General features: G+C 34.6%; 21 protein-coding genes and 2 pseudogenes. 6 read left to right on the top strand and 17 right to left on the bottom strand.

Annotated elements, in window-relative coordinates; genetic code table 11:
• Positions 1 to 17: 17 nt before the first annotated feature.
• Complete coding sequence (locus ABH955_RS19710; protein ID WP_098358446.1) at positions 18 to 869, top strand: pentapeptide repeat-containing protein; 852 nt, start codon at positions 18 to 20, stop codon at positions 867 to 869.
• 511 nt (positions 870 to 1380) lie between these two features.
• Here ABH955_RS19710 and ABH955_RS19705 read toward each other — a convergent pair.
• From ABH955_RS19705 to ABH955_RS19680, 6 genes are all read right to left on the bottom strand, one after another.
• Positions 1381 to 2700 (bottom strand): aromatic amino acid transport family protein, encoded by a 1320-nt coding sequence (locus tag ABH955_RS19705; protein ID WP_404458059.1) that lies wholly within the window; start codon positions 2698 to 2700, stop codon positions 1381 to 1383.
• Positions 2701 to 2987: 287 nt separating this feature from the next.
• Complete coding sequence (gene sdaAA, locus ABH955_RS19700) at positions 2988 to 3878, bottom strand: L-serine ammonia-lyase, iron-sulfur-dependent, subunit alpha (RefSeq protein WP_404491540.1); 891 nt, start codon at positions 3876 to 3878, stop codon at positions 2988 to 2990.
• 22 nt (positions 3879 to 3900) lie between these two features.
• On the bottom strand, positions 3901 to 4599 hold the full coding sequence (gene sdaAB, locus ABH955_RS19695) for an L-serine ammonia-lyase, iron-sulfur-dependent subunit beta (RefSeq protein WP_404458053.1): 699 nt from the start codon (positions 4597 to 4599) through the stop codon (positions 3901 to 3903).
• A 1184-nt stretch (positions 4600 to 5783) separates the two neighbouring features.
• Positions 5784 to 6002, bottom strand: a complete 219-nt coding sequence (locus ABH955_RS19690) for an alpha/beta-type small acid-soluble spore protein (protein WP_377867422.1) — start codon at positions 6000 to 6002, stop codon at positions 5784 to 5786.
• A gap of 353 nt (positions 6003 to 6355) precedes the next feature.
• Positions 6356 to 6652, bottom strand: a complete 297-nt coding sequence (locus ABH955_RS19685) for a hypothetical protein (protein ID WP_193653251.1) — start codon at positions 6650 to 6652, stop codon at positions 6356 to 6358.
• Between the two features lie 249 nt (positions 6653 to 6901).
• Complete coding sequence (locus ABH955_RS19680) at positions 6902 to 8074, bottom strand: tyrosine-type recombinase/integrase (RefSeq protein WP_404458050.1); 1173 nt, start codon at positions 8072 to 8074, stop codon at positions 6902 to 6904.
• A gap of 403 nt (positions 8075 to 8477) precedes the next feature.
• Between ABH955_RS19680 and ABH955_RS19675 the strand changes: the two genes are divergently transcribed.
• Positions 8478 to 9476, top strand: coding sequence for a helix-turn-helix domain-containing protein (locus tag ABH955_RS19675; protein ID WP_404458047.1), 999 nt, complete (start codon positions 8478 to 8480; stop codon positions 9474 to 9476).
• Positions 9477 to 9633: 157 nt separating this feature from the next.
• On the opposite strand, the gene ABH955_RS19670 is transcribed toward ABH955_RS19675, so the two are convergent.
• From ABH955_RS19670 to ABH955_RS19655, 4 genes are all read right to left on the bottom strand, one after another.
• Positions 9634 to 11064 (bottom strand): IS4 family transposase, encoded by a 1431-nt coding sequence (locus ABH955_RS19670; RefSeq protein ID WP_404491539.1) that lies wholly within the window; start codon positions 11062 to 11064, stop codon positions 9634 to 9636.
• A gap of 174 nt (positions 11065 to 11238) precedes the next feature.
• Entirely contained in the window at positions 11239 to 11862 is a 624-nt protein-coding gene (locus tag ABH955_RS19665) for an ABC-2 transporter permease (RefSeq protein ID WP_098643070.1), read from the bottom strand.
• Positions 11855 to 12724, bottom strand: a complete 870-nt coding sequence (locus tag ABH955_RS19660; RefSeq protein ID WP_098643069.1) for an ABC transporter ATP-binding protein — start codon at positions 12722 to 12724, stop codon at positions 11855 to 11857. The genes ABH955_RS19665 and ABH955_RS19660 overlap by 8 nt, the downstream gene beginning before the upstream one ends.
• 2 nt (positions 12725 to 12726) lie before the next feature.
• Positions 12727 to 13101, bottom strand: a complete 375-nt coding sequence (locus ABH955_RS19655; protein ID WP_098301006.1) for a GntR family transcriptional regulator — start codon at positions 13099 to 13101, stop codon at positions 12727 to 12729.
• A 534-nt stretch (positions 13102 to 13635) separates the two neighbouring features.
• Between ABH955_RS19655 and ABH955_RS19650 the strand changes: the two genes are divergently transcribed.
• Together ABH955_RS19650 and ABH955_RS19645 are read left to right on the top strand one after the other, a co-directional pair.
• Entirely contained in the window at positions 13636 to 14082 is a 447-nt protein-coding gene (locus tag ABH955_RS19650; protein ID WP_000817662.1) for a MarR family winged helix-turn-helix transcriptional regulator, read from the top strand.
• Positions 14083 to 14114: 32 nt separating this feature from the next.
• Positions 14115 to 15059, top strand: a complete 945-nt coding sequence (locus ABH955_RS19645; RefSeq protein WP_000050726.1) for an acetyl-CoA carboxylase carboxyltransferase subunit alpha — start codon at positions 14115 to 14117, stop codon at positions 15057 to 15059.
• A 428-nt stretch (positions 15060 to 15487) separates the two neighbouring features.
• Here the strand turns inward: ABH955_RS19645 and ABH955_RS19640 are convergent.
• The 4 genes and pseudogenes from ABH955_RS19640 to ABH955_RS19630 all read right to left on the bottom strand — a co-directional run.
• Positions 15488 to 15988 (bottom strand): annotated as a pseudogene (locus ABH955_RS19640) (transposase); the annotation flags it as partial.
• Between the two features lie 311 nt (positions 15989 to 16299).
• Complete coding sequence (locus tag ABH955_RS19635; RefSeq protein WP_404458089.1) at positions 16300 to 16752, bottom strand: SMI1/KNR4 family protein; 453 nt, start codon at positions 16750 to 16752, stop codon at positions 16300 to 16302.
• 4 nt (positions 16753 to 16756) lie between these two features.
• Complete coding sequence (locus ABH955_RS29180) at positions 16757 to 16870, bottom strand: HNH/ENDO VII family nuclease (protein ID WP_483862310.1); 114 nt, start codon at positions 16868 to 16870, stop codon at positions 16757 to 16759.
• 318 nt (positions 16871 to 17188) lie between these two features.
• A pseudogene (locus ABH955_RS19630) lies at positions 17189 to 18250 on the bottom strand (serine hydrolase domain-containing protein); the annotation flags it as partial.
• Between the two features lie 422 nt (positions 18251 to 18672).
• Between ABH955_RS19630 and ABH955_RS19625 the strand changes: the two are divergent.
• Together ABH955_RS19625 and ABH955_RS19620 are read left to right on the top strand one after the other, a co-directional pair.
• A complete protein-coding gene (locus tag ABH955_RS19625; protein WP_404491536.1) occupies positions 18673 to 20466 on the top strand; it encodes a response regulator in 1794 nt (597 codons plus the stop codon).
• A gap of 502 nt (positions 20467 to 20968) precedes the next feature.
• Entirely contained in the window at positions 20969 to 21133 is a 165-nt protein-coding gene (locus tag ABH955_RS19620) for a hypothetical protein (RefSeq protein ID WP_404458265.1), read from the top strand.
• 205 nt (positions 21134 to 21338) lie between these two features.
• On the opposite strand, the gene ABH955_RS19615 is transcribed toward ABH955_RS19620, so the two are convergent.
• The 3 genes from ABH955_RS19615 to ABH955_RS19605 all read right to left on the bottom strand — a co-directional run bounded on the left by ABH955_RS19615 (position 21339) and on the right by ABH955_RS19605 (position 22575).
• On the bottom strand, positions 21339 to 21533 hold the full coding sequence (locus ABH955_RS19615; protein ID WP_404491534.1) for a hypothetical protein: 195 nt from the start codon (positions 21531 to 21533) through the stop codon (positions 21339 to 21341).
• A 235-nt stretch (positions 21534 to 21768) separates the two neighbouring features.
• On the bottom strand, positions 21769 to 21960 hold the full coding sequence (locus ABH955_RS19610) for a hypothetical protein (RefSeq protein ID WP_377867411.1): 192 nt from the start codon (positions 21958 to 21960) through the stop codon (positions 21769 to 21771).
• A gap of 363 nt (positions 21961 to 22323) precedes the next feature.
• Positions 22324 to 22575, bottom strand: a complete 252-nt coding sequence (locus ABH955_RS19605) for a hypothetical protein (RefSeq protein ID WP_377867410.1) — start codon at positions 22573 to 22575, stop codon at positions 22324 to 22326.
• Between the last annotated feature and the right edge of the window lie 484 nt (positions 22576 to 23059).

Below are 23059 nucleotides of genomic sequence, written 5' to 3'. Positions count from 1 at the left end.
AGGATAGAAGGTAGAAAATGGATAATAAAACAGCTAAAAATATTAGAGAAAATTTAACAGCTGATTGTACGAAGTGCTTTGGACTTTGCTGCACAGCACTTAATATTGTAGCATCAAGTGATTTTCCGATTAACAAATCGGCAGGCACTCCTTGTATGAATTTGCAGTCTGATTATAGTTGCCAAATTCATAGTCAGTTGAGGGCGAAAGGATTCAAAGGCTGTACAGTATTTGATTGTTTGGGTGCTGGACAAGTCGTTTCTCAAGTTACTTTTAACGGTCAGAGTTGGCGAGAAAACCCTGACATCGGGAAGAAAATGTTTCAAGTGTTTCCCATCATGGAGCAAATACATGAAATGATAGCGTACGTGGCAGAAGCTCTGTCTTACAATATACCGGATGATTTAGCTGATAAATTGAGAAAACAGTTAAAGGAATTGCAGGATTTAACGGAGTTGGACGCAGATAATTTATTGTCACTTGATTTGGTGATGTATCGATTTTCTTTAAATGAACTGCTTACTTCAGCAAGTGATTTTGTCAGAAGAAATACAATCGATAAAATACCTAGTCTTCGAAAAATTAAAGAGTTTAATCATGCGAGAGCAGATTTGATGGGTAAAAAGTTAAAGGGAAAAGATTTAAGAGCAACTGATTTTAGGGGAGCCTATTTGATTGCCGCGGACATGAGAAATACGGACTTAAGGGCAGTGAATTTTATTGGTGCGGATTTGCGAGATGTTAATTTTAGTGGTGCAAATCTGTCCACCAGTATGTTTTTGACCCAAATGCAGATTAATTCGGCTAAAGGTGATGTAAAGACATCATTACCTTCTCATATACATCGACCTTCTCATTGGATTAACTAATTTGTATATATTTTCGTATTGAAAAGGACTTTTGAAGATGGTTTTACTATCAGCCTTATTCAAGAAAAGGGAGCTTTAATGAAGTAATACAAACCCCAATTTTCTCTATAAATTTACGGAGAAGTTGGGGTTTTTAATATTGGAATTTGCTTAGCGTTGTAAATCCGCATTTTCCTGACGGTACCCCTTATAGCAGTTATCGCAATGATAACTACTATAATTTTTCTTGATATAGTTGGTTTAATTGAATAACTTTGATAACTTCCTGTAACGATAATTATGTAAATGAGCTGTCCAAATGGATGGCTTATTTTATTTTTTGCTTAGCGTGGGGTTTTTCCAAAATGCTCGTGGTGCCCCATATAATCAAAAAAGGACAAACTCTCCAAGGTGAGAAGTTTGTCCAAAACCATGATCTCTTTGATTCAACAATATAAATTGCAATTCCTCTAGGAATCTTTCGTCCTTATTCATATCCCATTATTTTTGCATGAGAACCAACAATAGTGACCTAGAATAATGACTTAATACTTGCAAGAACAGTAAGTATCCCTATAACAATGACAAATACATTGCTCATTTTCCCTCTATATTTAGCTAGTACAGGCACTTTACGAATTGCATACATTGGTAATAGGCATAAGATAGCAGCAACTAACGGACCGCTAAGGGCATCAATAATTCCAAGAATACTTGGATTTGTATAAGCAACATACCAGCATGTTAATACGACAAAAGTAAGAATCATTGTCTTAACTGTTTTCTCTCCTAAATCTTTCCCACGTTTTTTACCGGACTTGATAATCATGTCACGCATTACCTCATACGCTCCTATATAATGGCCAAGGAAAGACTTTGTAATAGCCATAAACGCGATGATTGGAGCTGCAATAGTGATTACTGGCGAATTAAGCTCATTAGCAAGATATGAAAGGATTGATAAGTTCTGTTCTTTTGCCACCTTAAGATCATCTGGAGTCAAGCTTAAAGTACTGCTCCAAACAAAGAACATAACAACAGCGAATGTCATGATATAACAAACTTTTTGTATTTGAGCACACTTGGCATCAGTAGCGTCTATTCCATACGTAGCTCTCTGTTTCATAACGAATGACGAAATCATAGGGGAATGGTTAAATGAGAATACGATGATTGGTAGAATCATCAATATCGTTCCCAAATATCCTGTTCCTGTTGAAGCAGTAGAAACAGCTGAAAAGCTAAGCATTGACGTATTCCACTGTGGAATTAAAGATATTGCGATAAAAAGTAGAGAAACAATGAAAGGGTATACTAGCATGCTCATTATCTTTACAGTAATATCTTGACCAAAATTTAGTATAGCGATAAGACCGAGTACTAATACAAGTGATAAAATGGCCCTTGGAGGCTCCGGCATGTGCAATTGATGCACAATAAAACTACTTGCAGTATTTGTAAGTGCAACCGAATACATCAGCACGATCGTATAAATTGAGACGAAATATACTATGTTAAAAATGATACTTGCCTTATTTCCGAAATACTCTCTTATTGTACCTGTAATCCCCTCATCAGCAGAATTAGAAGCGTATATCATTTTAGCAAGTGCCCTATGTGAGTAATACATAACTGGATATGCAAGTAATGTAATTAACAGTAATGATAATAAACCACCTGAACCGGCATTAATCGGTAAAAAGAGTACTCCTGCTCCAATTGCTGTTCCAAAGAGGCTCAATGCCCAGGTAGTATCCTGTTTATGCCACTTTTTAGGGTCTGGATATTTATCATTTTTTACTGCAGTATTTTCAGCTTGAAATTCTATGTTTTTTGCAGTATTCCCATTCATATAATAATTCCTCCTTGTGTTCTATTCTTACGTCTCTTTTTAGGGCTTAGGAATATAAATTGGTCTTGAAAAATGAATTGCTTACAATGTGCACCACATAGTGTATTCAGTTAATTAAAATCGATAAATTAGCTAGTTATCAAACTGACAGGTTTATTTGTACTTACAAAATATACAAATTATTTAGCAGTACATCATAGTGAGAGTGACTCTCAATGTACAGATATCCTTAGGTGAACAATAGAGACTAGGATTGTTAACTATTTCACAATATATCCGACAACTGTTTATTGATTTGATTGTTTCTCTCCAAAGATCTTATTTTTAATGGCAATCCCTGTAGGTGTAGCCGCAATTCCGCCTAAACCTGTCTCTCTTAATTCGCGAGGCATCTGTCTTCCAACTCTATACATCGCTTCAATAACTTCGTCAGAATTGATGATATTTTTTACGCCGGCTAATGCTATGTCCGCTGCTGCTAAAGCATTTGCCGTTCCAATGGCGTTTCTCTTTACACAAGGAATTTCTACCAAACCAGCGACCGGATCACAAACTAAACCGAGTAAATTTTGTAATGCAATCGAAAAAGCTACAGAAGATTGCTGTGGCGTTCCACCTGCAGCTTCTACCGCAGCTGCAGCCGCCATCGCTGAGGCACTGCCTACTTCAGCTTGACATCCTCCGTACGCTCCTGAAATACAAGCGTTGTTTGCGACTATCGTTCCAAATAACGCTGAAGTAAATAGAAAATGAATCATATCTTCATGACTTAACTGCAACGTATCTTTAATACTAAATAGGACTCCCGGAATCGTCCCACTCGCACCTGCTGTTGGAGTTGCACAAATAGCTCCTAATGCAGCATTTACTTCATTAACACCGATAGCACTTTGGATCCCTAACACCATCAAATCTCCAGAAAGGGTTTTCCTATTTTCTCGATAGTTTTTAATTTTAACAGCATCACCTCCGGTTAAACCAGTTGGAGAAAATACACCGTCGCCCTCGATACTTTTATTTATAGCATTTTGCATAGTCGCTAAATTTCGTTCCATTTTACTCCAAACTTCTTCATAAGTAGATTTAGTTTGTTCAATTTCCTGTTCAATTGCTAATTCATAAATTATCTTTTGGCTTTTATTAGCTGCATCCACAATTTCTTTTATGGCCATATACATATTTTTTCACTCCTTAATGTAACTAAAGAATAATGAGCTTAGCTATATTGCTTAAATTTCCTAATTCCTCCTGGACATTACCAGGCAATAGCGTATCCAAAGCGAATGCATATAAATATTTCCTGTTTTCTTCTAAACTATGAAAGTTGTTTATTTCCACATCATATTGTTTAAAGATCCTGCGTAAGACAAATTCAAAGTCAGCTCTTTCAGAAATCGCAATAATAACTGGCAATGGCCCCTGCAGGTCTAAGCTAAATCCGTCAATTTCAACATGTTTGATTTCAATTAATCCACCGCCAACCGAAATCCCCATCGTTCTAACACTTCGATTTTCATCCTCTAAATATACATCTGCCGTATTTGGATGGCCAGCAGGACTATCACCTGCTTCTTCAATAAAGGTAATTTCAATTCCTTTAGATTCTGCTATTTCAATAGCATCTGGCACTTTGCTGTCATCGGCAGCAAATCCTAATATCCCAGCAATAATTGCAAAATCAGTTCCGTGACCTTTATGGGTTTCAGCAAATGATTCATAATACCTTACCACGACTTTTTTTGGAAGACCTTGAAATAATTTATTGGCTACTGTTCCAATAGCCAAAGCACCTGCAGTATGTGAACTTGAAGGACCTATCATTATGGGCCCAATCACATCAAAACAACTTTTGTATTTAACAACCTTTTTTTCTTTAATAGATGCTACATTTATATTCATATAAGCACCCCCATAATTTGTTATTTTTAATTGCAGTCGAATCTGAGTTATTAAAATGATTAATTCAAAATAAGATCCATTTGATAACGCTTTCTTTTTTAAGTTGAATAAACTTCTCTTCTGATCACACACCTTTCGTAGAGTAATCGTATCAGTAAGTTCAATTTTAGAAAGTTACTTGCAAGGTCTTTAGAATTTTTGCACCAGAACTAGGTTTGATATTTTCTCTAGAGGTAATAGATTATCTCTCGACGCCCTCATTATAACTTGTATATTTATGAATATAATATTTTTTTATCTTCAGAAATATCGAATAAACAGAATCTTGAATGGATAATAAATTACACCTGGCATGTAGCAATTGTGTCCTTTGTTTGAAGCTGTATTAGTTAATAGAAATGCAAAAATGACACAGAGTTCCTTTCATTAACACATTGATTATATTGGAAAATCAGTATAAAGATACTTATACTTTCCTTTGTTGAAACATCTTATTTTAGATGTGAAAGCTGTTGCAATAAATGATTAATGTAGATGGAAAGGAATACATTAATTATTTATAAAACCATTTCGAATATTAATGATTAATTATGCATAAATATCTATTTTCAGAAAAAAGGAACTTCTTCTTATAATCTTAACTTAAAGTAATACTTTGGCAATATCCACTATTTTAAAAGAAGATTATAACAAAACATACTAAACTATAAATTATAAGTATAATATATATTAAAAACAGGCTCTTAACTATTCTATTAAACCAAATACCCCCTAATATGCATAGCACGGTGAATTATTAAAGGAAGTGCCTACTCAAATTATCAAATGTCTTTAATAATTTATTTATAAAGTTTAGAGCTTAGAAATACTTATTTGTTTCAAGGATAATCCTTTATTTACCTAACAATCGGGATATAGTAAGGAATGACAATTTTAAAATTGGCTATATATATTATGCACTTGAAATTACGAAATAAACCAACATTACGTTAAACGTTATTCATTTCATTTTTATAAAACCAAAAAAATCTCTATACTTATCGTATTACCCTCGTTAGTAAAACCTCTTAAAAAGGAATCTGAGGGTCCGTTTTTTCAAATTCACAATTGCACTTTTTATTTTTTGTAAATAAAAGGGAAAAAGAATCCGCATTACAGATTCTTTTTTTTATTACTGCTTTAACTTAGTGTAAACTGTATTGACCTGTTAACTGTTCTTCAGCCATTCGAACTAAGCGTTTTGTAATTTCTCCACCGACAGAGCCATTTGCACGCGCTGAAGTATCAGGCCCCAGTGTGACTCCTAATTCACGAGCAATTTCATACTTCATTTGCTCAATAGCACTTGCGGCGGCAGAAATAAAAACTTCATTTGTATTATTTTCGTGTCTTTGAATATTCATAATTGCACCTCCATCATATTTGTATATAACATGTGCCTAATTATGATATTTATGCATGGGTAAACTATTTTCTTCTAGTATTTTTAGGGGAAATCTTTTTCTCTTTCCCACATTCCACTAATTGAATTTGAAACACATACGAATCCTTAATTCATATAACATTCATATCTTCTAGAAATGAACGCCAAAACTCTACTTTTATTGATTTTTCTTGACCATTTCTTAATGTGTAGATCCTTGAATACTATATAATTAGCCCTCATCAAATGTTAAATAATACATCACAGAGCATATACATTGCATTTCAGTATAACTCAAAAAGAAACAGCCTGTGAGGACGGTTTCTTTTTGAGTTACTTTTTTAAAGCTCTACGCTTTCTTAGTTTTTCTTTAATATATTTTACGTTATGTATGCCTAGACGAATTGAAGCGAAGATAAGGTAAATCATTATAATTACGTAGACTACTAACCAACTCGTATAAATATATGTACCCTGAAATCCATTTTCAGTAAGCCAGTTAGTGACCCACATTCCACCAAAGTAAGCCGGGATTGTTAGCAAGCTTACGTCTTTAGGATCTGTCGCAAGATAAATCATTAGAAATAAAAAAGCAAGGGCCCCTATCGTACTGACATTTTCAAGAATCATCATCGAAAATCACCTACTTTATGATTAATAATATAGTAACAATTCACTATATCAATTTAACAAGCGTATATTTCTTACATTTTCCGCGAATAACTTGTCTCGCAGTATTTCATAACTACTTTCCTTATGCTAAGTATATCAAAAATTAAGGTGAAATTATCCAATAAACAAGATGTCTACTTGACAATTTCATTATCAGCAAGTAGACATCTTGTTTATTTACGAATAATTGATAAAGAATACTAATTTTTATTGCAACATATCCGCAAAGGAAGTACCTACATTATTCTTCCGTTTCATATGCTTCTCTAAATAGATTTTTGTTGTTTGGATATTCTCATGCCCTAGCGTTTGCATTAAATGATATAAGTCTGCATTTCCTTGTTCAACTGCCATGATTGCAAAAGCATGACGGAATGTATGCGCCGTTACTGGGTTTTCACGATACTGCAGAAATTCTAAATTGGTCTTTTTTATCATATCCGTTATCTGGTTCGATAACGTTTTTGAATTATAAAAGTTCCCTCTTTGATTTACAAATAAAGGACTTTCATCTCCTCGATCCAATATTGTTTCGAACCCTCTTCTTCGTCTCATTTCACAAATACACTCATATAAATGTTCCGAAATGAAAAGTTCACGTACTTTACTTCCTTTACCTATAACTTTTAACCAGTGCTTTCCGTCATAATGTAAGTCTTTTACCCTTGTTGTACATAATTCTTGAATTCTTGCACCGGTACTTGCCAGAGCTAGTAAAATTGTATAGTTTACTAAATGACCTTGTTCTTTATAAAACCCTAAAATTTTCATAACTTCCTCATAGGATAGGTCCCGATTCGGCCGATCCTGTTCATTTACATTCGCACGCTGCAGTTCTTCATGAAGAGGCTTTTCAATATAAGAAAATACATGAAGGTGTTTTAGAAAAGAACGAATGAGCACTGTTTTCTTTGCAAGTGTTGCAACTGCATATGTGTCACCATTCCTACCGTTCTCTACCTGCTTCAACCAAGAATTGTATTTACGAATATGCCAAGGCTGTAATATTTTCAATAAAGAGTCATTTTGCTGTACCTCTTCCCCATTTAATTCGAACTCTTCTGCATGCTGCACCATGCACTGACAAAATGACAAGATTTCAGATATATAACTCTTTTTCGTATCCTCTTTTCTATTCTTCTTCTCATCCATATCTTTTTGTAAATGTACGAAATGATAAATGACTTCCAGATCACTTAAATACGTATATTTACTCTTTCCCTCTTTTTCTGCAACCTCCATCTTCTCTTCCACTTTATATACATAACGATTGTTATGCAGGTATGGAACGATATCTCTTATATTCTCTAAATGCATATCTATATATTTACTTTGATTATTTATAATAGGTAAGTTTTCTCTTCCACTTTTATTATCCATATTTCGAACTCACCTTTCCTATTGAAGATTATGAATATAATTCTATTTATTAACTATACTTATCATTTTATTTCACTTCTATCTATTATACAAATGATAATTCATATTCTTTCTATAAGAATCCTATATTCTTCTCTATTATCATATACTTATATTTTTTTATAATTTATTAGTAAATAGATATCTTTTAATGATTAACTACTTTATTTTGAAATTAATTTTACAAGTAAATTAACTATAAAAACTCATTTAAATATAAAATAAACTACAAATATTTTTAAACTATAAAAATGTATAAGAACTTTAATAAATTCTATTTCTCATTTTAAATATAACTCATATTCTGATATGATATATACATATCTAAAATACTAGAAAACAATAGTTATGGAGGTGTCCTTACATGACACAAGATTTATTGTTCATTACAAAACCTACTGTAACGACAAAAGAGGCAGCCGGCTTATTAGGAGTAACGGTACAAACAATTTTACAAAAAGAAAAAGATGGATTAATGGAATGTGTATATAAAGATAATTGGAAGCAATTCGGTAGTAAGATTTTCTATTTAGAGGATATTGAACGTTTAAAAAATATTGAAGAGGTTGAGGGTTATAGCACAAAAGAAGCAGCTGAAATTCTCAATGTAGCAACATCTACAGTTTTTACATATATCAAATCTGGTAAATTACCTGCTTCAAAGATTGAAAGACGCGGAAAACAAGTATATATCATTGATAAAGATGACCTTGAAACTTTTCAACTTACTTATGAAAAAACTACATCAAAAGTGCGAAAAACATTCATTACTAAGATTCAAGAAGAAGATATATATTTATATCAATTATTAACACATCAACATACCGGAAAAACAGCTAGAGTAATAGAAATCAATGGAGCAGACGGCAAAATTCTTACAGAAGACGAAGAAATTTTCCCTCTATCCACTTATATGGAACATAATTACTCCTTTGAGCCTTTCCATAAACAATCTGTAATTACAAAACGAGGGTATTTATCTTTTTCATTTAAAAAACCTCAGCTATTTAATTCCATCACTTATAATCTAATAAATTTATTTTATAAAGAGCTAGGTGTCACAAATATGCGATTAAGTATTTCATCTGATTCTATCAAATTAGAAATTAAACCTTTCGTATTACAAATTGATCCATTGCAGTTTCAAGAGGAGATTAAATACTTACATTCTCATATGAAATCCGGCACGATACTTCCACATGTAGAGGGTATTTACTTTAAAAGTAATGTAGAGACATTAACATTTCATGCAGATCATGAATTCAAGCAAAAAGTATTGAAGATGGCAGTGGATGCTGGTATGGGACAGGAAGAATTCTTATTGCAAGCTGTAAAATCTTATATAAAAAATTTAGAACAGTAGTAAATTTTTATTAATAGGGGTAGCACCACATCGCTATCAAGCTAAGCTTATGCAAAGTCAATTTTAGATGAGATTGTTTCTTTTTTCTAAAGGGCAAGTGTAGTTGATTGAAAGATTTGCATAAGAAATAAACCCTAGCGGGTTTCACTTTTTTGAATTAAGCGGCTTGATTATAAGACAGGGGACAATTGTAAACGACACCTAATATATCAAAGACCGTTTTTTTCTCATATCGATGAGATTTCCGCCCGTTTTGCTGTAGGAGATTGAACAGGCGAAGTAACACCTTTGATAGCTCTTGGGTGTTTTTTTGTATAGTTTGGAATAGAAGAAGAAAATAGTCTTTAATCATATATATGGCTTTATACTCACTAAGCTCTCGTTTTTTCTTCATGAGGAGCAATTGGCGCATTTGAAACATGATAGAAGAACAGAGTAGAATGGCAATCAACTGACCATATAAATGGCACTCCAATCGTTCTGGTTTTATCTTTTTACAATGATGAATTTGAAAGAATGACTTCCACGTTTTAAATAAAATTTCAATTTGCCAACGCAAAGAATACCAGTCATGTACCTGTCCCATCGGGACAACATCTGTAGGGGTGTTTGTCATATATACATTGATACCACTGAGTCGTTTACTACGGGGAGAATACTTCATTCCTTTCTTTTTTTCTCTTACAGCTTGATCTTGTAATCGTTTTTGTTGCTGTTGTTTTGTTAATCGATGAACAATTACACGAGCTGGCACTTTATCTATCATTCCTACATAAGCATCAGCTATTTCACATGTTTGTCCTAGTTGAAGGGAGCTCATTAACGTCTCCATATCTATCTGTATATACTCTGTACCTTTCTTAATTCTTCCATCTTGAAAATAATCAGGGTTAGGATTTTTTTGATAAATACGTGTATTCGACTTGATACGAGAGATATAGTAGGCCTCTTTATCTTGTATATATCGAAGGTCTTTTAAATGAAAATAACCTAAATCTCGGATACATAAATCATTCGCTGTCACAGTTGGGGCACACAGAGAGCCGTAAGTGCGATCATGTTGTTTACCTGGACCTGTATGAATATGTAGGAACTGTCCACTTAACAAATCATACTCAAGTTGAATTTTTATCCCAGCCGTATGGCTGCATCCTCCTGCACCTGGATAAACCGATGAAAATACATCCGGGAGTTGAAATGCAGTTGAATCTAAAATACGAATACGCTTGAAAACAGAAGTGTATGGAGAAGAAATCGGCATAGATGCGGCCAATTTTTCACTTAATAGTTCGGCCAGTAGGTGTTGTAAAAGTTGGACAGCTGCCTTATTAAATCGCTGATTCAGTCCCTCAGGACTGATGAGTACTTCTGTTGATGCTTCTAAATAGGTAGATAACTGAGTTAAAGAAGTCATAGCTACATTTTGGCTTAACCATACACATAAAGCTACTAAATCTTTTGCTTGGTACTTACTGGTTCGTTGTACAAAGCCAACATCTCTAGCAAGATCCCGTAAGGTATTTGGAGATAAAAAACTTTGAATCTCTTGAGCAAATAGTTGTAATTCATTGGATATAGAAATAGACATAAAAAACCGCCACCCTTTCCTATGATTCTACAGAAAGAATAGCGCATTTTTTCATTTTTGGGGAGAACTTTGTTTTATTAGTTTGATAACGATTGAGTAGCACCACAGCGTTTAAGAGCACATCTGTATAACTGTTACTCATTAGGTATTCTATATTTCTGCTAAACAAGACTCCTAAAAATCAGTGCGTTTATAAATTCTCACCGTTAAGAAGTAAGAACCGATAAATATAAGTATGGTAACGATTGAAACAAGTATAATGAGTTGATTAATAGTAAATTGTGTAGTAACGCCATATGCAAGGTCAGTAATATTTACATATGCCTCAATTGTTCTCCATAAAACAACAAATACGGGAAAAATAATGCTGACAGCAGCTATCAAATATTTATTGGTAAAGCGATAGAAAAATGGTAAGTAGAGAGATGTAAACAACATTGCAGTAAGAATACTAATCACAATTTCCTGTGGAGTTGCAATTTGACCATAAGTCGGAGATACAAACTGAATTATCGCTTGAATCGATAAAGAAAATGACACCACTATAAGCATAAAAATCATTGTACCTATATATTTTGACATAATAATTGAATTTCTACTATAAGGAAGGCTGTTAATAAACTTGTGACTATTATTCTTTGCGTCATAATAATGTAGATTTATCACATAAGAGCCAACTGGTAAAACGACCATTAAGTAAAAGTTTCCAAATGTCATAATAAAAAAGCATATGATAATCAAATACAATAATATAATTAATTTTTGCAATCGAAAGTCCTTTAATATTAAATTATACATATTGAATATTCCCCTTTTTTGTATAGTACATAATATCTTCTAATGTCGCTTCTTCAATTAAAAAATCATTCCCTAGTTGAGTATGTGTATGGAGTGCATTACTTGTAAGTGCTTCAAATCCGATGTTTGTTTCACGAATCCCAATCAATTGTTCCCTGATTTTTGGTGTAAGTAAAGCTGTATCCCCTTTTACAATTGCATATTCTTCAGAAATACTATGCATATCTTTTTCGAACACAATTTCTCCATTATGAATAAATACAATATAATCAGCTATACGGTCTAAATCAGTTGTAATGTGTGTAGAGAAAAAGATTGTTTTATCTTGATCGACCATTAAATCATAAAGAATGTCTAAAATTTCTCTCCGAAATACAGGGTCAAGCCCAGAAGTCGGTTCATCCATAATAATAAATTCGGCATGGTGTGAAAGTGCAAACGCTAGGGAAGTCTTCATTTTCATCCCTTTAGACATTTTTTTCATTTTTATGTTAGTCGGTAACTCAAAGTTTCGTATGTAGGATTGGAAGCTATTTTCATCCCATTTTTTATAAGCTGGAGCAATGAATTTTTTCAGTTGATGAACTGTCATATCTTCATAAAAGATATTGTCATCATATACGAATCCAATACGCTCTTTAATAGAAACTTGATCCTTTTGATAATCCTTACCAAAAACTTTGATATCTCCACTATCCTTGCTAATAAGATCCATAATTAGTTTAATTGTTGTACTTTTTCCTGCGCCATTTCCGCCAACAAATCCCGTTACAAACCCCTTTTTTATGTTGAACGATACATTTTTTAAAGAAAATCCATTATATGTTTTTGAAACATTTTTCAGTTCTACAATGTTTTCCATTTCTATTCCTCCTCATAAATACGATGAATAATCTGTATTAACTCATCCTTTAATAAATGATTAGCCTTACTCTCTCGAACGATTATGCTGAACTTTTCACGTATTGGATCACTTGGTTCATCAACTTGTTGCTTTTTTGTTTGTTTTGCAACAAATGAGCCTTTCCCCACTATAGAATAGATGTAACCTGCTTTTTCAAGTTCTTCGTATGCTCTTTTTGAAGTAATAACACTTACCTTCAAGTCTCTAGCTAATGAACGCATGGAAGGTAATGCGTCATCTTCTTTCAATGTCCCATTTGATACTTGTAATATAATTTGGTCAATGATTTGTTGATAAATAGGAGACTTAGACTTATTAGATAGTAAGATTCTCATGATTCAACTCCTTGCGTCTTAAATGCTTATGAACACATTATACACACTATGCACAATATATACAATATATACATTTGGGGCAATGTTAATTTTTCATATAGGATACCGTCACATTGATAAAAAGACGTTATCCTTTCCTATGATTTCTCAGAAAGAATAACGTCTTTTTCATTTTAGGGGGTATTTTGTCTTGTTAGCTTGATAGCGATGGGGTACCGCCACATGCCCATCAACTTAAGAATTTAGAACTCCCCCAAAAAATTATGAGTTTTTTGTTACAAGTTATCACAAAATTTTCGTTTTTTGGGTAGTTTTATTTTCTTAGCTTGATTGCGATGAGCGGTACCCCATAAAGGCCCCTGATACATAATTGATGTTCTGCCATTTGTAGAAAACAATCCACTTATACCATTTTAACAAGAAGAAATATCTCGTCCATGTTGTAATATTGGCTTACGTTAAGCTTGTGAAAAAAACATATTCATGTATAATACAATTGATGTATGATACATTAATTGTAGGAGGGTGACCTTTTTGAAAAGAGAAGATGCCTTAAAACTAAGAACAGATATTAAGAAAATGATTATAATAACTGGGGTTTTTGAATCCCAAAATTTGCCCAATGGACCATTTGAAAAACCTTTACCAACTTCTCAAATGATGGCGTTAGAGGAACTAGAGGTGGAAAAATTAACTGTTTGGCAACTATCCAATAAACTTAGATTAGAGACTTCAACTGTAAGTAGATTGGTAGATAAGTTAGTAAAAAAGGGGCTTATTTATCGTGAAGTAAATGAAAAAAATAGAAGAGAACTTTTTCTGCACCTCACAGAAAAAGGTCACATAACTGTTAATTGCTTAAGAGAGCAATCCATTACATTTTATCAAAGTATTCTCAATAATTTATCAGAATCAGAACAAAAAATAGTTGTGGATGGTTTTGAATTATTTATTGATTCTATTTCTAAGCCTTTTGATTAGAGTGAGGTAAATCATAACATTTGGAGGGTAAAATGAGTTTGGATTTTGAACGTCCTATTATTGAATTAAAAGAGAAATTTGATGAATTAAAGAAAATTATGAAAGAAAATAATGTAGATTTATCGCCAGAAATTCATGTATTAGAAAAACGTTTAAATAAAATGCAAGATAAAATTTATTCTAATATTACACCTTTTCAACGAGTTCAAATTGCAAGGCTACGTAACCGGCCCACGACATTGGACTATATACCTTTATTGTTTACAAACTTTCTCGAACTTCATGGTGATCGATTATATGGTGATGATAAAGCAATGATAGGTGGTATTGCAAAATTTAAAGGGATGCCCGTTACGGTTATTGGTCATCAAAGAGGTAGAAATACAAAGGAAAATATAGAAAGAAATTTTGGAATGGCACATCCAGAAGGTTATAGAAAAGCGCTAAGACTTATGAAACAAGCTGATAAATTTAATCGCCCTATTATTACATTTATTGATACAATAGGCGCCTATCCAGGGAAAGGGTCTGAAGAACGTGGAATTTCTGAAGCGATAGCTCGAAATCTATTTGAAATGGCTACACTTAAAGTGCCAATTGTTTGTATTGTAATTGGAGAGGCATCAAGTGGTGGAGCTCTTGGCATTAGTGTCGGTAACCATATCCATATGTTAGAGTATTCATGGTACTCGGTAATTTCGCCAGAAGGAGCAGCATCTATCCTATGGAAGGACGCTAAGTATGCTCCAGAAGCTGCTGAACATATGAAAATTTCAGCCAAAGATTTAAAACATTTAGGAATTATTGATGAAATCATTCCTGAAATTAAAGGTGGAGCACAAAATGATATAAAATCACAGGCAAAAGTGATTGAATCTGTAATCGAATCATCTCTAAAAAAATTGATACTATTATCCTCGGAAGAGCTTATACAACAGCGGTATGAAAAGTATAGACAAATAGAGAATTATAAATGAAAATATTTAAAGTCCGTATTACATTTCGGAGGATTCTCGCAAAAAAATTCTAAATATTTTGTAAGTAACCTCTTAAACTGGGATATGCTGATACTATTACTCTACAAAAGGTGTGTGATCGGTATGGAAAAGGAAAATTTGTTCAAATGGAAGCATTATCACATACCCATCAACTTAAGAAATTGATTGTTCCCCAAAACGAAAAAATGAGCTGAATTCTCATAAATAACTGTAAAAAGGTGAAAATTTCGGTATGAGGGTATCTCAAAAGCTTAGGTTGATGGCAATGTGGTGCTACCCCATGCCCATCAAGCTAAGATTAAGTAAAATTCCGTTCAACTAGACCTTTTCTGTTTTCTAAAGAAGTGATATCAACTATCTCAAAATCTGTATACCAAATAAACCCTATCGGGTTTCAATTTTTTGGATTACGCTACATGATTATGAGACATAGAAAAGTTGTATACGACGCCTAAGATATCAAAGACTGTTTTCTTTTCATACATATGGGATTTTCGTCCGTTTTTCTGTATGAGATTGAACAGACGAAACAATATTTTTGTTAATTCTTGGGTGTCTTTTTGTAAAGATTGATAAATAAGTGGAAAATAATCTTTTATGATATAAATCGCTTTATATTCGCTTAATTCTCGTTTCTTCTTGATGAGGAGTAATTGGCGCATTTGAAACATGGTGGAGGAATAAAGAAGGATACTTATTAATTGTCCATATAAGTGACATTCTAGCCGTTCTAATTTTACAGAATTACATTGATGAATACGAAAAAATGATTTCCATGCTTTAAATATAAGTTCAATTTGCCATCGTAAGGAGTAAAAATCGTTTACTTGTTCCTTTGGTAGATATTCCAAAGGAATATTTGTAATGTAAAAGTTAATTGCACTAAGCCGCTTACTGCGTTCTTTATAGGGGGTAGCACAACATCGCTTTCAAGTTAAGAAACACATTCTTCCCCAAAACGATAAAAACAAACTTCGGTGCTATAAAACACAAAATTTCCATTTAGGGGGTACTTTAAAACCTTAGCTTGATAGCGATGGGGTAGCACCAACAGAACGCGAATTTCGTACGCTAAGCAAATTTCCATAGAAAAAAAGCCGTTTTCCTCTACGTTTAGAGATAATCGGCTTTTTCTTTGTAAATCAAAGCAGTAAAATCATATGAAACTTATAAATATATATTATTACTTAAAACATGATTCTTAGTATTCTATAATCAATTAATCCTCATCATATAAATTATCTACAGATTCTTGTAAAGAATCTAATAGATAGTCGCTGAAGTTTTCATAAGTAATGGCATACAGTTCCTTTGAAAAACGACTCCAAAAGACAACAGGACACTCGCCATCTTTCATTTGATTGGTATCTAAACATGCCACAGTACCATCGATATCATTTAAAACAATGTATTGTTCAGGTAGGTTATATGTTTCTCTATATAACTTTGTGTGGTAAACAACGGAAGAATCCGCGGCTGTTGTATCACAACCATGTATATCCATTCCATCAAGTCCGCCGCTACCATACTGTTTTAAAAACCAATGATAAGTGCTTGGGAATGTAATAGTTAGCATTTGCGCTGCTTCACGAATTACATCTTCATTTACACCACCCATAAAATCTCCATCATTTTCATATGTAGAAATGATTGAAACAACCTTATCATTCATCTTATTATTTCCCTTCTAAACGTTCTTGTGCTCTCATTTTCCAATAGTTATTTCTAAAATTATTATACTGTTTATATAGCTCTTTGTCGTTTATAATTGTACCATGTCTGATAACCAAGCAGCTTAATTCAAAAAAGGAAATCCGTTAGGGTTTATTTCGTATGCAAATCTTTAAAGCATCTACGTATAGACTTTCGAAAAAAAGAAACAATCTTGCTTATCATTGACGTTACACGGGCTTAGCTTGATAGCGATGGGGCGAGACCCCATAAAGAAAAAAAGGCGTTATCCTTCTCATAAGAAAAACCGCTAGGAAAACATCCTGACGGTCCTTTTGTGTATAAATCCCATGAGGAGTGATAGATATGATCCGGCACCCGTAACCATGTATAGATCGGTATGTTTTCGTTTTCCAAGCAGGTCAAACATATATAATTCACTGTCTGTTTAGACTTGCGTAATGGCTAAATTCCTTATTGATTATTTTATCGTGAGCTGGCGCTACTTGTGGACCTACCGAGTTGATACACGTTACCAGAATATGCTTCCCGTCTAGAGATCCGACGGCTCTCGATTCATATCCGAAAGTACCTCCGGCATGCCCCCAGTAAGATTGCCCATCCGCTGTTTTAAATTCATAAATCCCTAGTCCGACTTTACCAAAAGGTCCATCTACTGTTGTGTGCATCTGGTCCATCATCTCTTGAGTCAGAAGCTTCCCGCCCAACAACGCACTGAAGAAGGTAGTCAAATCATTAACTGTTGAGACTATATCTCCCGCCGCATTTGCCCATGATTGATTCATTTCTGTTAAATCATACAAATGACCCGATCTATCCATATTATATCCTGTGGCATGCTTACCCGGAATTTCGTGACTATTTCCCATCACAAATGTCCCTTTCATTCCAAGCGGTATGATAAACCGTTTCCTGATCTGCTCCGCATACGTTTCTCCTGTTACCTTTTGAATAATTTGACCGGCTAGTACAGTATTCATATTGGAATAATTCCAGCCCTTCCCTGGTGCAAATACAGGTGGCTTTGAAAGTCCAAGGTCGATAAGCTCATCGACGGAATAGTAACGGTATGGATTTTGAGGCAAAGTAATATCTCGGAAATCCAAATCTGTATAGCTAGCAAGCCCACTTGTATGATTCAATAACTGACGGATCGTAATTTTGTTGCCATCATACCCTTCACCTTTTATGACACCTGGCAGCCATTTTTCAACCGAATCATCCAGATTCAATTTTTTCTCGTCAGCCAACTGTAATACAACGGACGCTGTGAAAGTCTTTGAAATACTTCCAATACGGAATGAAAAATTGGACTCCACCGGGTGTGGTACTTCATAACTGGCTGTACCTGTAGCGTAAGACCAGCGTTTCCCGTTCTGTAACCCGCCAGCTATGACACTTGGGACTCCTTTGATGGTTACCACCTCATCAATGACGCGTTTGACTTCATCCCGATGCTTGCTTTTCTTTTCCTTCTCTGTCTTCACTTGTACCGCGCCTTCAGTCTGTACCGGGTTTACAGACCCATAAGCAGAAAATACCAGTGTACTCGCCGATATAGCTGTTAATGCAAGTACAGCTCCTTTTTGAATCTTGAGTAATTTCATGACGTATCGCTCCTATTATTTTGGAATGTTGTGTTGCTTTACATCCTCACCTTATCCCCAAAATTGTTAAATCGGATAGTGATGAAACCGCCAAACTTTTGTTGACACTCGGAATTGGACTTGTCACATATACCATATGACAAACTGTCAAATATCTCATGTGACGTGCTTGTTACAGTAAATTCTAACTGTTTACCCTCTCTTCCGCTTGACGGATCGGAAGTTTATGGTGCATGATAGATTTGATTTATTCAGAATTAACTTTCAAAAATACAAGTAGGTGTGCATAATCCGTGTTCTCTATAATGAAAAAATGGTTCTGGTATGATTGGATATTTGTGGCCATACGAACGCTTTGGATGGTCATTATCATAAGCGCTAGTTTTATCAAACCGTCATTAATCGATGCGTCTTTTTGGGTCTTATTTTCTTTTGCTTTCGTCGTTTATCTCGTTCCATTAATCGCCTGGTGTAGAAATGCAGATTGGTATCTTGCAGTCGACGTCATGGCAGCGGGGGTATTTCATCTTTATTTAGCCTATACAGCACCGGAGTTACTTTGGTCTTTCGTTTTACTTGTGATGAATATCGGCTTGGCGAGCAATCGAAGAACCTATGTATGGACAGGTATCCTCTGTGGAATCATATTGCCGGCATTGAACGGTTGGATCGCTGGTCGTCTCCCGTATGAATTTATCGTTAGCAACGGTTTTGGATTCGCCATCGGCTTCACGTTTAATATATTAATTCAGTCCCATAAGCAAGCCCTAATTATTCATGAGCAAAAGCTATTGCTGGAGCAGCATATTGAGCGGATTGAGGAACTTACGCTGATGGAGGAGCGCAGCCGGCTGTCACATGAGCTGCATGACACGATTGGCCATACGCTTACCTCGCTCATCATCGGCGTCGAATCGCTGCGATCGTCCGTACCGAATTCACAGATAGAGAGGATCGATTCGCTTGTCGGAATCGCCCAACACGGTCTGGTTGATATCCGAAAACATCTGCATCAGCTCTCTCATACTCCATTGAACCATTCGTTAAGTGAATCTCTACGGCAATTTACCGAAGATTTTATGAGGTCAACAGGTATAATGGTCAAATTCCGTGTGATCGGCAGCGAGACTCTCGTTATGCAAAAAATAAACTTTTGTCTATATCGTTGCCTTCAAGAGTCTCTGAACAACGCGGTTCGGCACGGTTCGGCGAGCTTGATATCCGTTCAGTTGTATTTCGAGAGTCAGCAGCTCAGGTTACAGATCGAAGATAACGGCATCGGAATGGAAGAAATCCAATTTGGATTTGAACTTAATGGGATGAAGGAACGACTTAAGCTATTTCACGGCACGGTGTCCGTGCATTCCGAGCCAGAACAAGGAACTTTCGTCATATGTAATATTCCGTTGCAGACAGAGCCTGCACATGATACAATCCGCCTGCTGCTCGTTAACGACCAGGTGATCATTACCGACAGTTTGAAGCAAATTTTGGATCAGCATACTGATTTTAACGTAGTTGGTACAGCCAGGGACGGTGGCGAAGCATTAGAACATTGTGAGCGGTCCCAACCGGATATCGTGCTAATGGATATTAGTATGCAGGGAATGAGCGGGATTGAAACTTTACTTGAGATGAAACAACGATGGCCTGATATGAAGGTTGTGTTCATGACAACGTTTGAGGATTCCTTGCAGGCAGCAACTGCATTGGAGCACGGGGCGGAGGGCTACATGCTGAAGTCGATTCATCCGCGAGAGATGAAGGAAGCCTTGAAACTAATTTATAACGGAGGAATCTGGATCGATCAATCGGTCGCTACGCGAATTTTCGAAGAGATGAAAAGTCAACGCGAGCAATTGGAGAAGATCGGCTCAAGTCAAGAAAAATTCCCGTACGGGCTTACGAAGCGTGAAATGGAGATTCTGGAGCATCTGTCAGGTGGACTGCGTTATAAGTCGATCGCCGCCAAATTATTTTTATCGGAGGGAACGATCCGCAATTATTGCTCGACTCTCTACTCGAAGCTCAGCGTCAACAACCGCGAAGAAGCAATAAAAAGAGCCCGAAAGGAAAATATTGTGTAGATGGTACTCAAGACAAAAGGTCCTTGGGAATAATAAATAGCCGAACTGGCAATTAAAAAATGACTTATCTATTGATAAGTCATTTTTATATCTCAATTACTAACAATATAATTTAACAAAGCCAAAAAAGAAAAAATCCGACTTCAAAACTTATTGGAAATAAAAGTAAGTCTATGACCTATTTTTACACGTATCTCGGCTGTACCCCATGCCCATCAACTTAACATTTTGGAGTATCCCCAAAATGAAAATTTATCCTTCCATAAGAATCCAGACATTTTTTATTTTGAGGAACAATGAAATTTTTGGTGTGCTATGATTGAGCATTTCTTGTAACATAACCATATCTTTTTGTATTAGAGAAGTTAATAAATTTTTACAAACGCAATAATTGGTAAAACATATAAAATAAACCTAAAGGCTTATTTTACATGTTTTTAATAATCTATCGATAGAATACATAATCCTATAAATCTAATATATAGAAAACAGGATATTTAAAATGATGCAAAAATCAATAAAAGTATTAGCAACATCTGTTATTTTAACAACGGCATTGATTACGCCTATTATGACAAGTAATCTGAAAGTTAGTGCTGAAACAGTTACTACGAAAACGACAAAATCCCAAATTTCTGCTGAACAAGTTTTCAATGTTCCAGATTAAATTAACTCATTTAAGTTTAAAAAATATAAAATAGTTTCTTCTATCTGTTTATTTGTCTCAACTTTTAGACAGATAAGCAAGACATTTATTTCCGTCCGTTGTGTTCGTTTGTTTTGTTAGTCCTTATCCTTCCTCAACAAATAAGACCAGAAAATCCATGTACAAAAAAAGAGCGCTTTTCTTCAAAGCCCTCTCCATTAGGTATTTACCAATCCTTACGTTTATCACAATCACAGTCACGATCATGATTACCTCTACGACGACATTCATCACAATCACAGTCACGGTCACGTCTACAACGACGGTCATCACAATCTCTATGTCTGCGTCTGCAGAACATTAAATCATCCCAAAATCTATTACAATCTCTGCAATGTCTGAAATTACAATTACATCCCATAAATATGATTACCTCCTCTTAACTTTAAGATTCATCATATTTTATGCTAAAAAACAAAAACAGCTTGTTTACTAGTCTACTTTCTGCATTTTAAAGTAATAATATTATTATCTAATCTTTAAGATTCAATCCATTTCACCCCTTATCTTTCCTTAACAACAAACAAGACGCCACCCCGATTACGGCAACTTCTACGATAATTGCTATTGGTTTAATCGATTTATTTACCCTCACGTCATTTATTTCTTTGCTTCCATACCCCATTCTCTTTACGATAAGTATTCTTACCATTCATAAAGTCAGCTGTATTACCAGGAATGCTATATTTTTTATTGTTTTTCTTAGCCTTCTTCTTCAGCTTCTTCTCTTCTTGAACAGCTTGCAAATCCGCCTTCCATTGTTTCAACAAATCCTTTTCACGCCGCATCGAATTTGTACCCCTTGGATTAAAATGTGAACCAAATAATTAGATTCTTTCTATTTATATACTCATTTAAACCAAATGTCCATTTTGTTCAAATTCTCATTAAACATGTACCAATTTATGTTTTCCCTTCTCAATAGACTAATGATATATTAAAATCTTCTATATACCCAAGGAGGTTTATCATGCTCGACTTTCATAAAAAACTACCCATCTTAGGATTCTTTTTATTTTTATATGGCTTCATCAGCATCATCTTTTTATTACTATTCCTTAGTGTTTAGTAACAGCGCGTATAAATATATGTTTAATGTTTAATGTGTAATTTCTATATAACAAAGAAAAAAGCACCCGTTTTGGATGCTCCTAAATTTTCTCTATAACATAAACCATTGTTTTTTTCGATGGTGCACAATATGAATAGTTCTCATTTTTATGAATAAATATCTCATACTTACCCATCACTTGGAATCTTTCTATTTCAGATTCATTAAATTCTGATACGGTATCACACAAGATTGTTATTTCAGTGCCAGTATTGTATAACAAATCATGAATTTGTCTTTCAGTATATATTTCCCCTACTGACAACTCTTCTAATATTTCTATATATATCATTATTATTCCACCTCTCCCGACTTATTTATTCTATAAAAACCATAATTATCCTTTTTTTTGCAGATAAAACAAAAAACCACCACCGAAGTGACACCTTTAAAGGGGATGGGAGAAAAGAGAGAAAACAAATGGCAAAGTTTCTCTTCATTCAAGATTGAGTTGAGGTACTCTCAACCTTCTCCAAGCCACCGCATTAACTAGTATGGCTACACGCCCTGTGTTCGGTGACCTGGAGAAGACTAAGAATCTTCTCGTTTATTCTCCGTAGAGTCGATCAATACTTCAGCTTATCGCCTTTGCAAACCGTTTTTGTTATATTTCGTCCCGTGACAGATGAAATATCAACGTGATTATGTAAAGGGAATCAGTCTTAATATGCAAGACGGTTATTACCTTTTTCCACCGCCTTACTACAACCAATATAGGGGACGTATCGCGAAAAGGGGATTAAACACGACTGGATGTATATTGGCTGTAGTAAAGA

Source organism: Bacillus sp. RC240, assembly GCF_044907945.1.
Lineage (GTDB): Bacteria > Bacillota > Bacilli > Bacillales > Bacillaceae_G > Bacillus_A > Bacillus_A mycoides.
Note: the sequence above shows the minus strand (reverse complement) of the source record. Positions and strands in the feature narration are given on the sequence as shown.

Excerpts from the sequence above, each read along its gene's own strand:
- ABH955_RS19610 (WP_377867411.1), bottom strand. The coding sequence starts at position 21,960 with ATGCGGCGTGAAAAGGATTTGTTGAAACAATGGAAGGCGGATTTGCAA.
- sdaAB (WP_404458053.1), bottom strand. The coding sequence starts at position 4,599 with ATGAATATAAATGTAGCATCTATTAAAGAAAAAAAGGTTGTTAAATAC.
- ABH955_RS19655 (WP_098301006.1), bottom strand. The coding sequence starts at position 13,101 with ATGAGAATCTTACTATCTAATAAGTCTAAGTCTCCTATTTATCAACAA.
- ABH955_RS19705 (WP_404458059.1), bottom strand. The coding sequence starts at position 2,700 with ATGAATGGGAATACTGCAAAAAACATAGAATTTCAAGCTGAAAATACT.
- ABH955_RS19615 (WP_404491534.1), bottom strand. The coding sequence starts at position 21,533 with ATGGGATGTAATTGTAATTTCAGACATTGCAGAGATTGTAATAGATTT.
- ABH955_RS19680 (WP_404458050.1), bottom strand. The coding sequence starts at position 8,074 with ATGGATAATAAAAGTGGAAGAGAAAACTTACCTATTATAAATAATCAA.
- ABH955_RS19635 (WP_404458089.1), bottom strand. The coding sequence starts at position 16,752 with ATGAATGATAAGGTTGTTTCAATCATTTCTACATATGAAAATGATGGA.
- ABH955_RS19665 (WP_098643070.1), bottom strand. The coding sequence starts at position 11,862 with ATGTATAATTTAATATTAAAGGACTTTCGATTGCAAAAATTAATTATA.
- ABH955_RS19660 (WP_098643069.1), bottom strand. The coding sequence starts at position 12,724 with ATGGAAAACATTGTAGAACTGAAAAATGTTTCAAAAACATATAATGGA.
- ABH955_RS19710 (WP_098358446.1), top strand. The coding sequence starts at position 18 with ATGGATAATAAAACAGCTAAAAATATTAGAGAAAATTTAACAGCTGAT.
- ABH955_RS19645 (WP_000050726.1), top strand. The coding sequence starts at position 14,115 with ATGAGTTTGGATTTTGAACGTCCTATTATTGAATTAAAAGAGAAATTT.
- ABH955_RS19670 (WP_404491539.1), bottom strand. The coding sequence starts at position 11,064 with ATGTCTATTTCTATATCCAATGAATTACAACTATTTGCTCAAGAGATT.
- ABH955_RS19690 (WP_377867422.1), bottom strand. The coding sequence starts at position 6,002 with ATGAATATTCAAAGACACGAAAATAATACAAATGAAGTTTTTATTTCT.
- sdaAA (WP_404491540.1), bottom strand. The coding sequence starts at position 3,878 with ATGTATATGGCCATAAAAGAAATTGTGGATGCAGCTAATAAAAGCCAA.
- ABH955_RS19620 (WP_404458265.1), top strand. The coding sequence starts at position 20,969 with ATGATGCAAAAATCAATAAAAGTATTAGCAACATCTGTTATTTTAACA.
- ABH955_RS19685 (WP_193653251.1), bottom strand. The coding sequence starts at position 6,652 with ATGATTCTTGAAAATGTCAGTACGATAGGGGCCCTTGCTTTTTTATTT.
- ABH955_RS19605 (WP_377867410.1), bottom strand. The coding sequence starts at position 22,575 with ATGATATATATAGAAATATTAGAAGAGTTGTCAGTAGGGGAAATATAT.
- ABH955_RS19675 (WP_404458047.1), top strand. The coding sequence starts at position 8,478 with ATGACACAAGATTTATTGTTCATTACAAAACCTACTGTAACGACAAAA.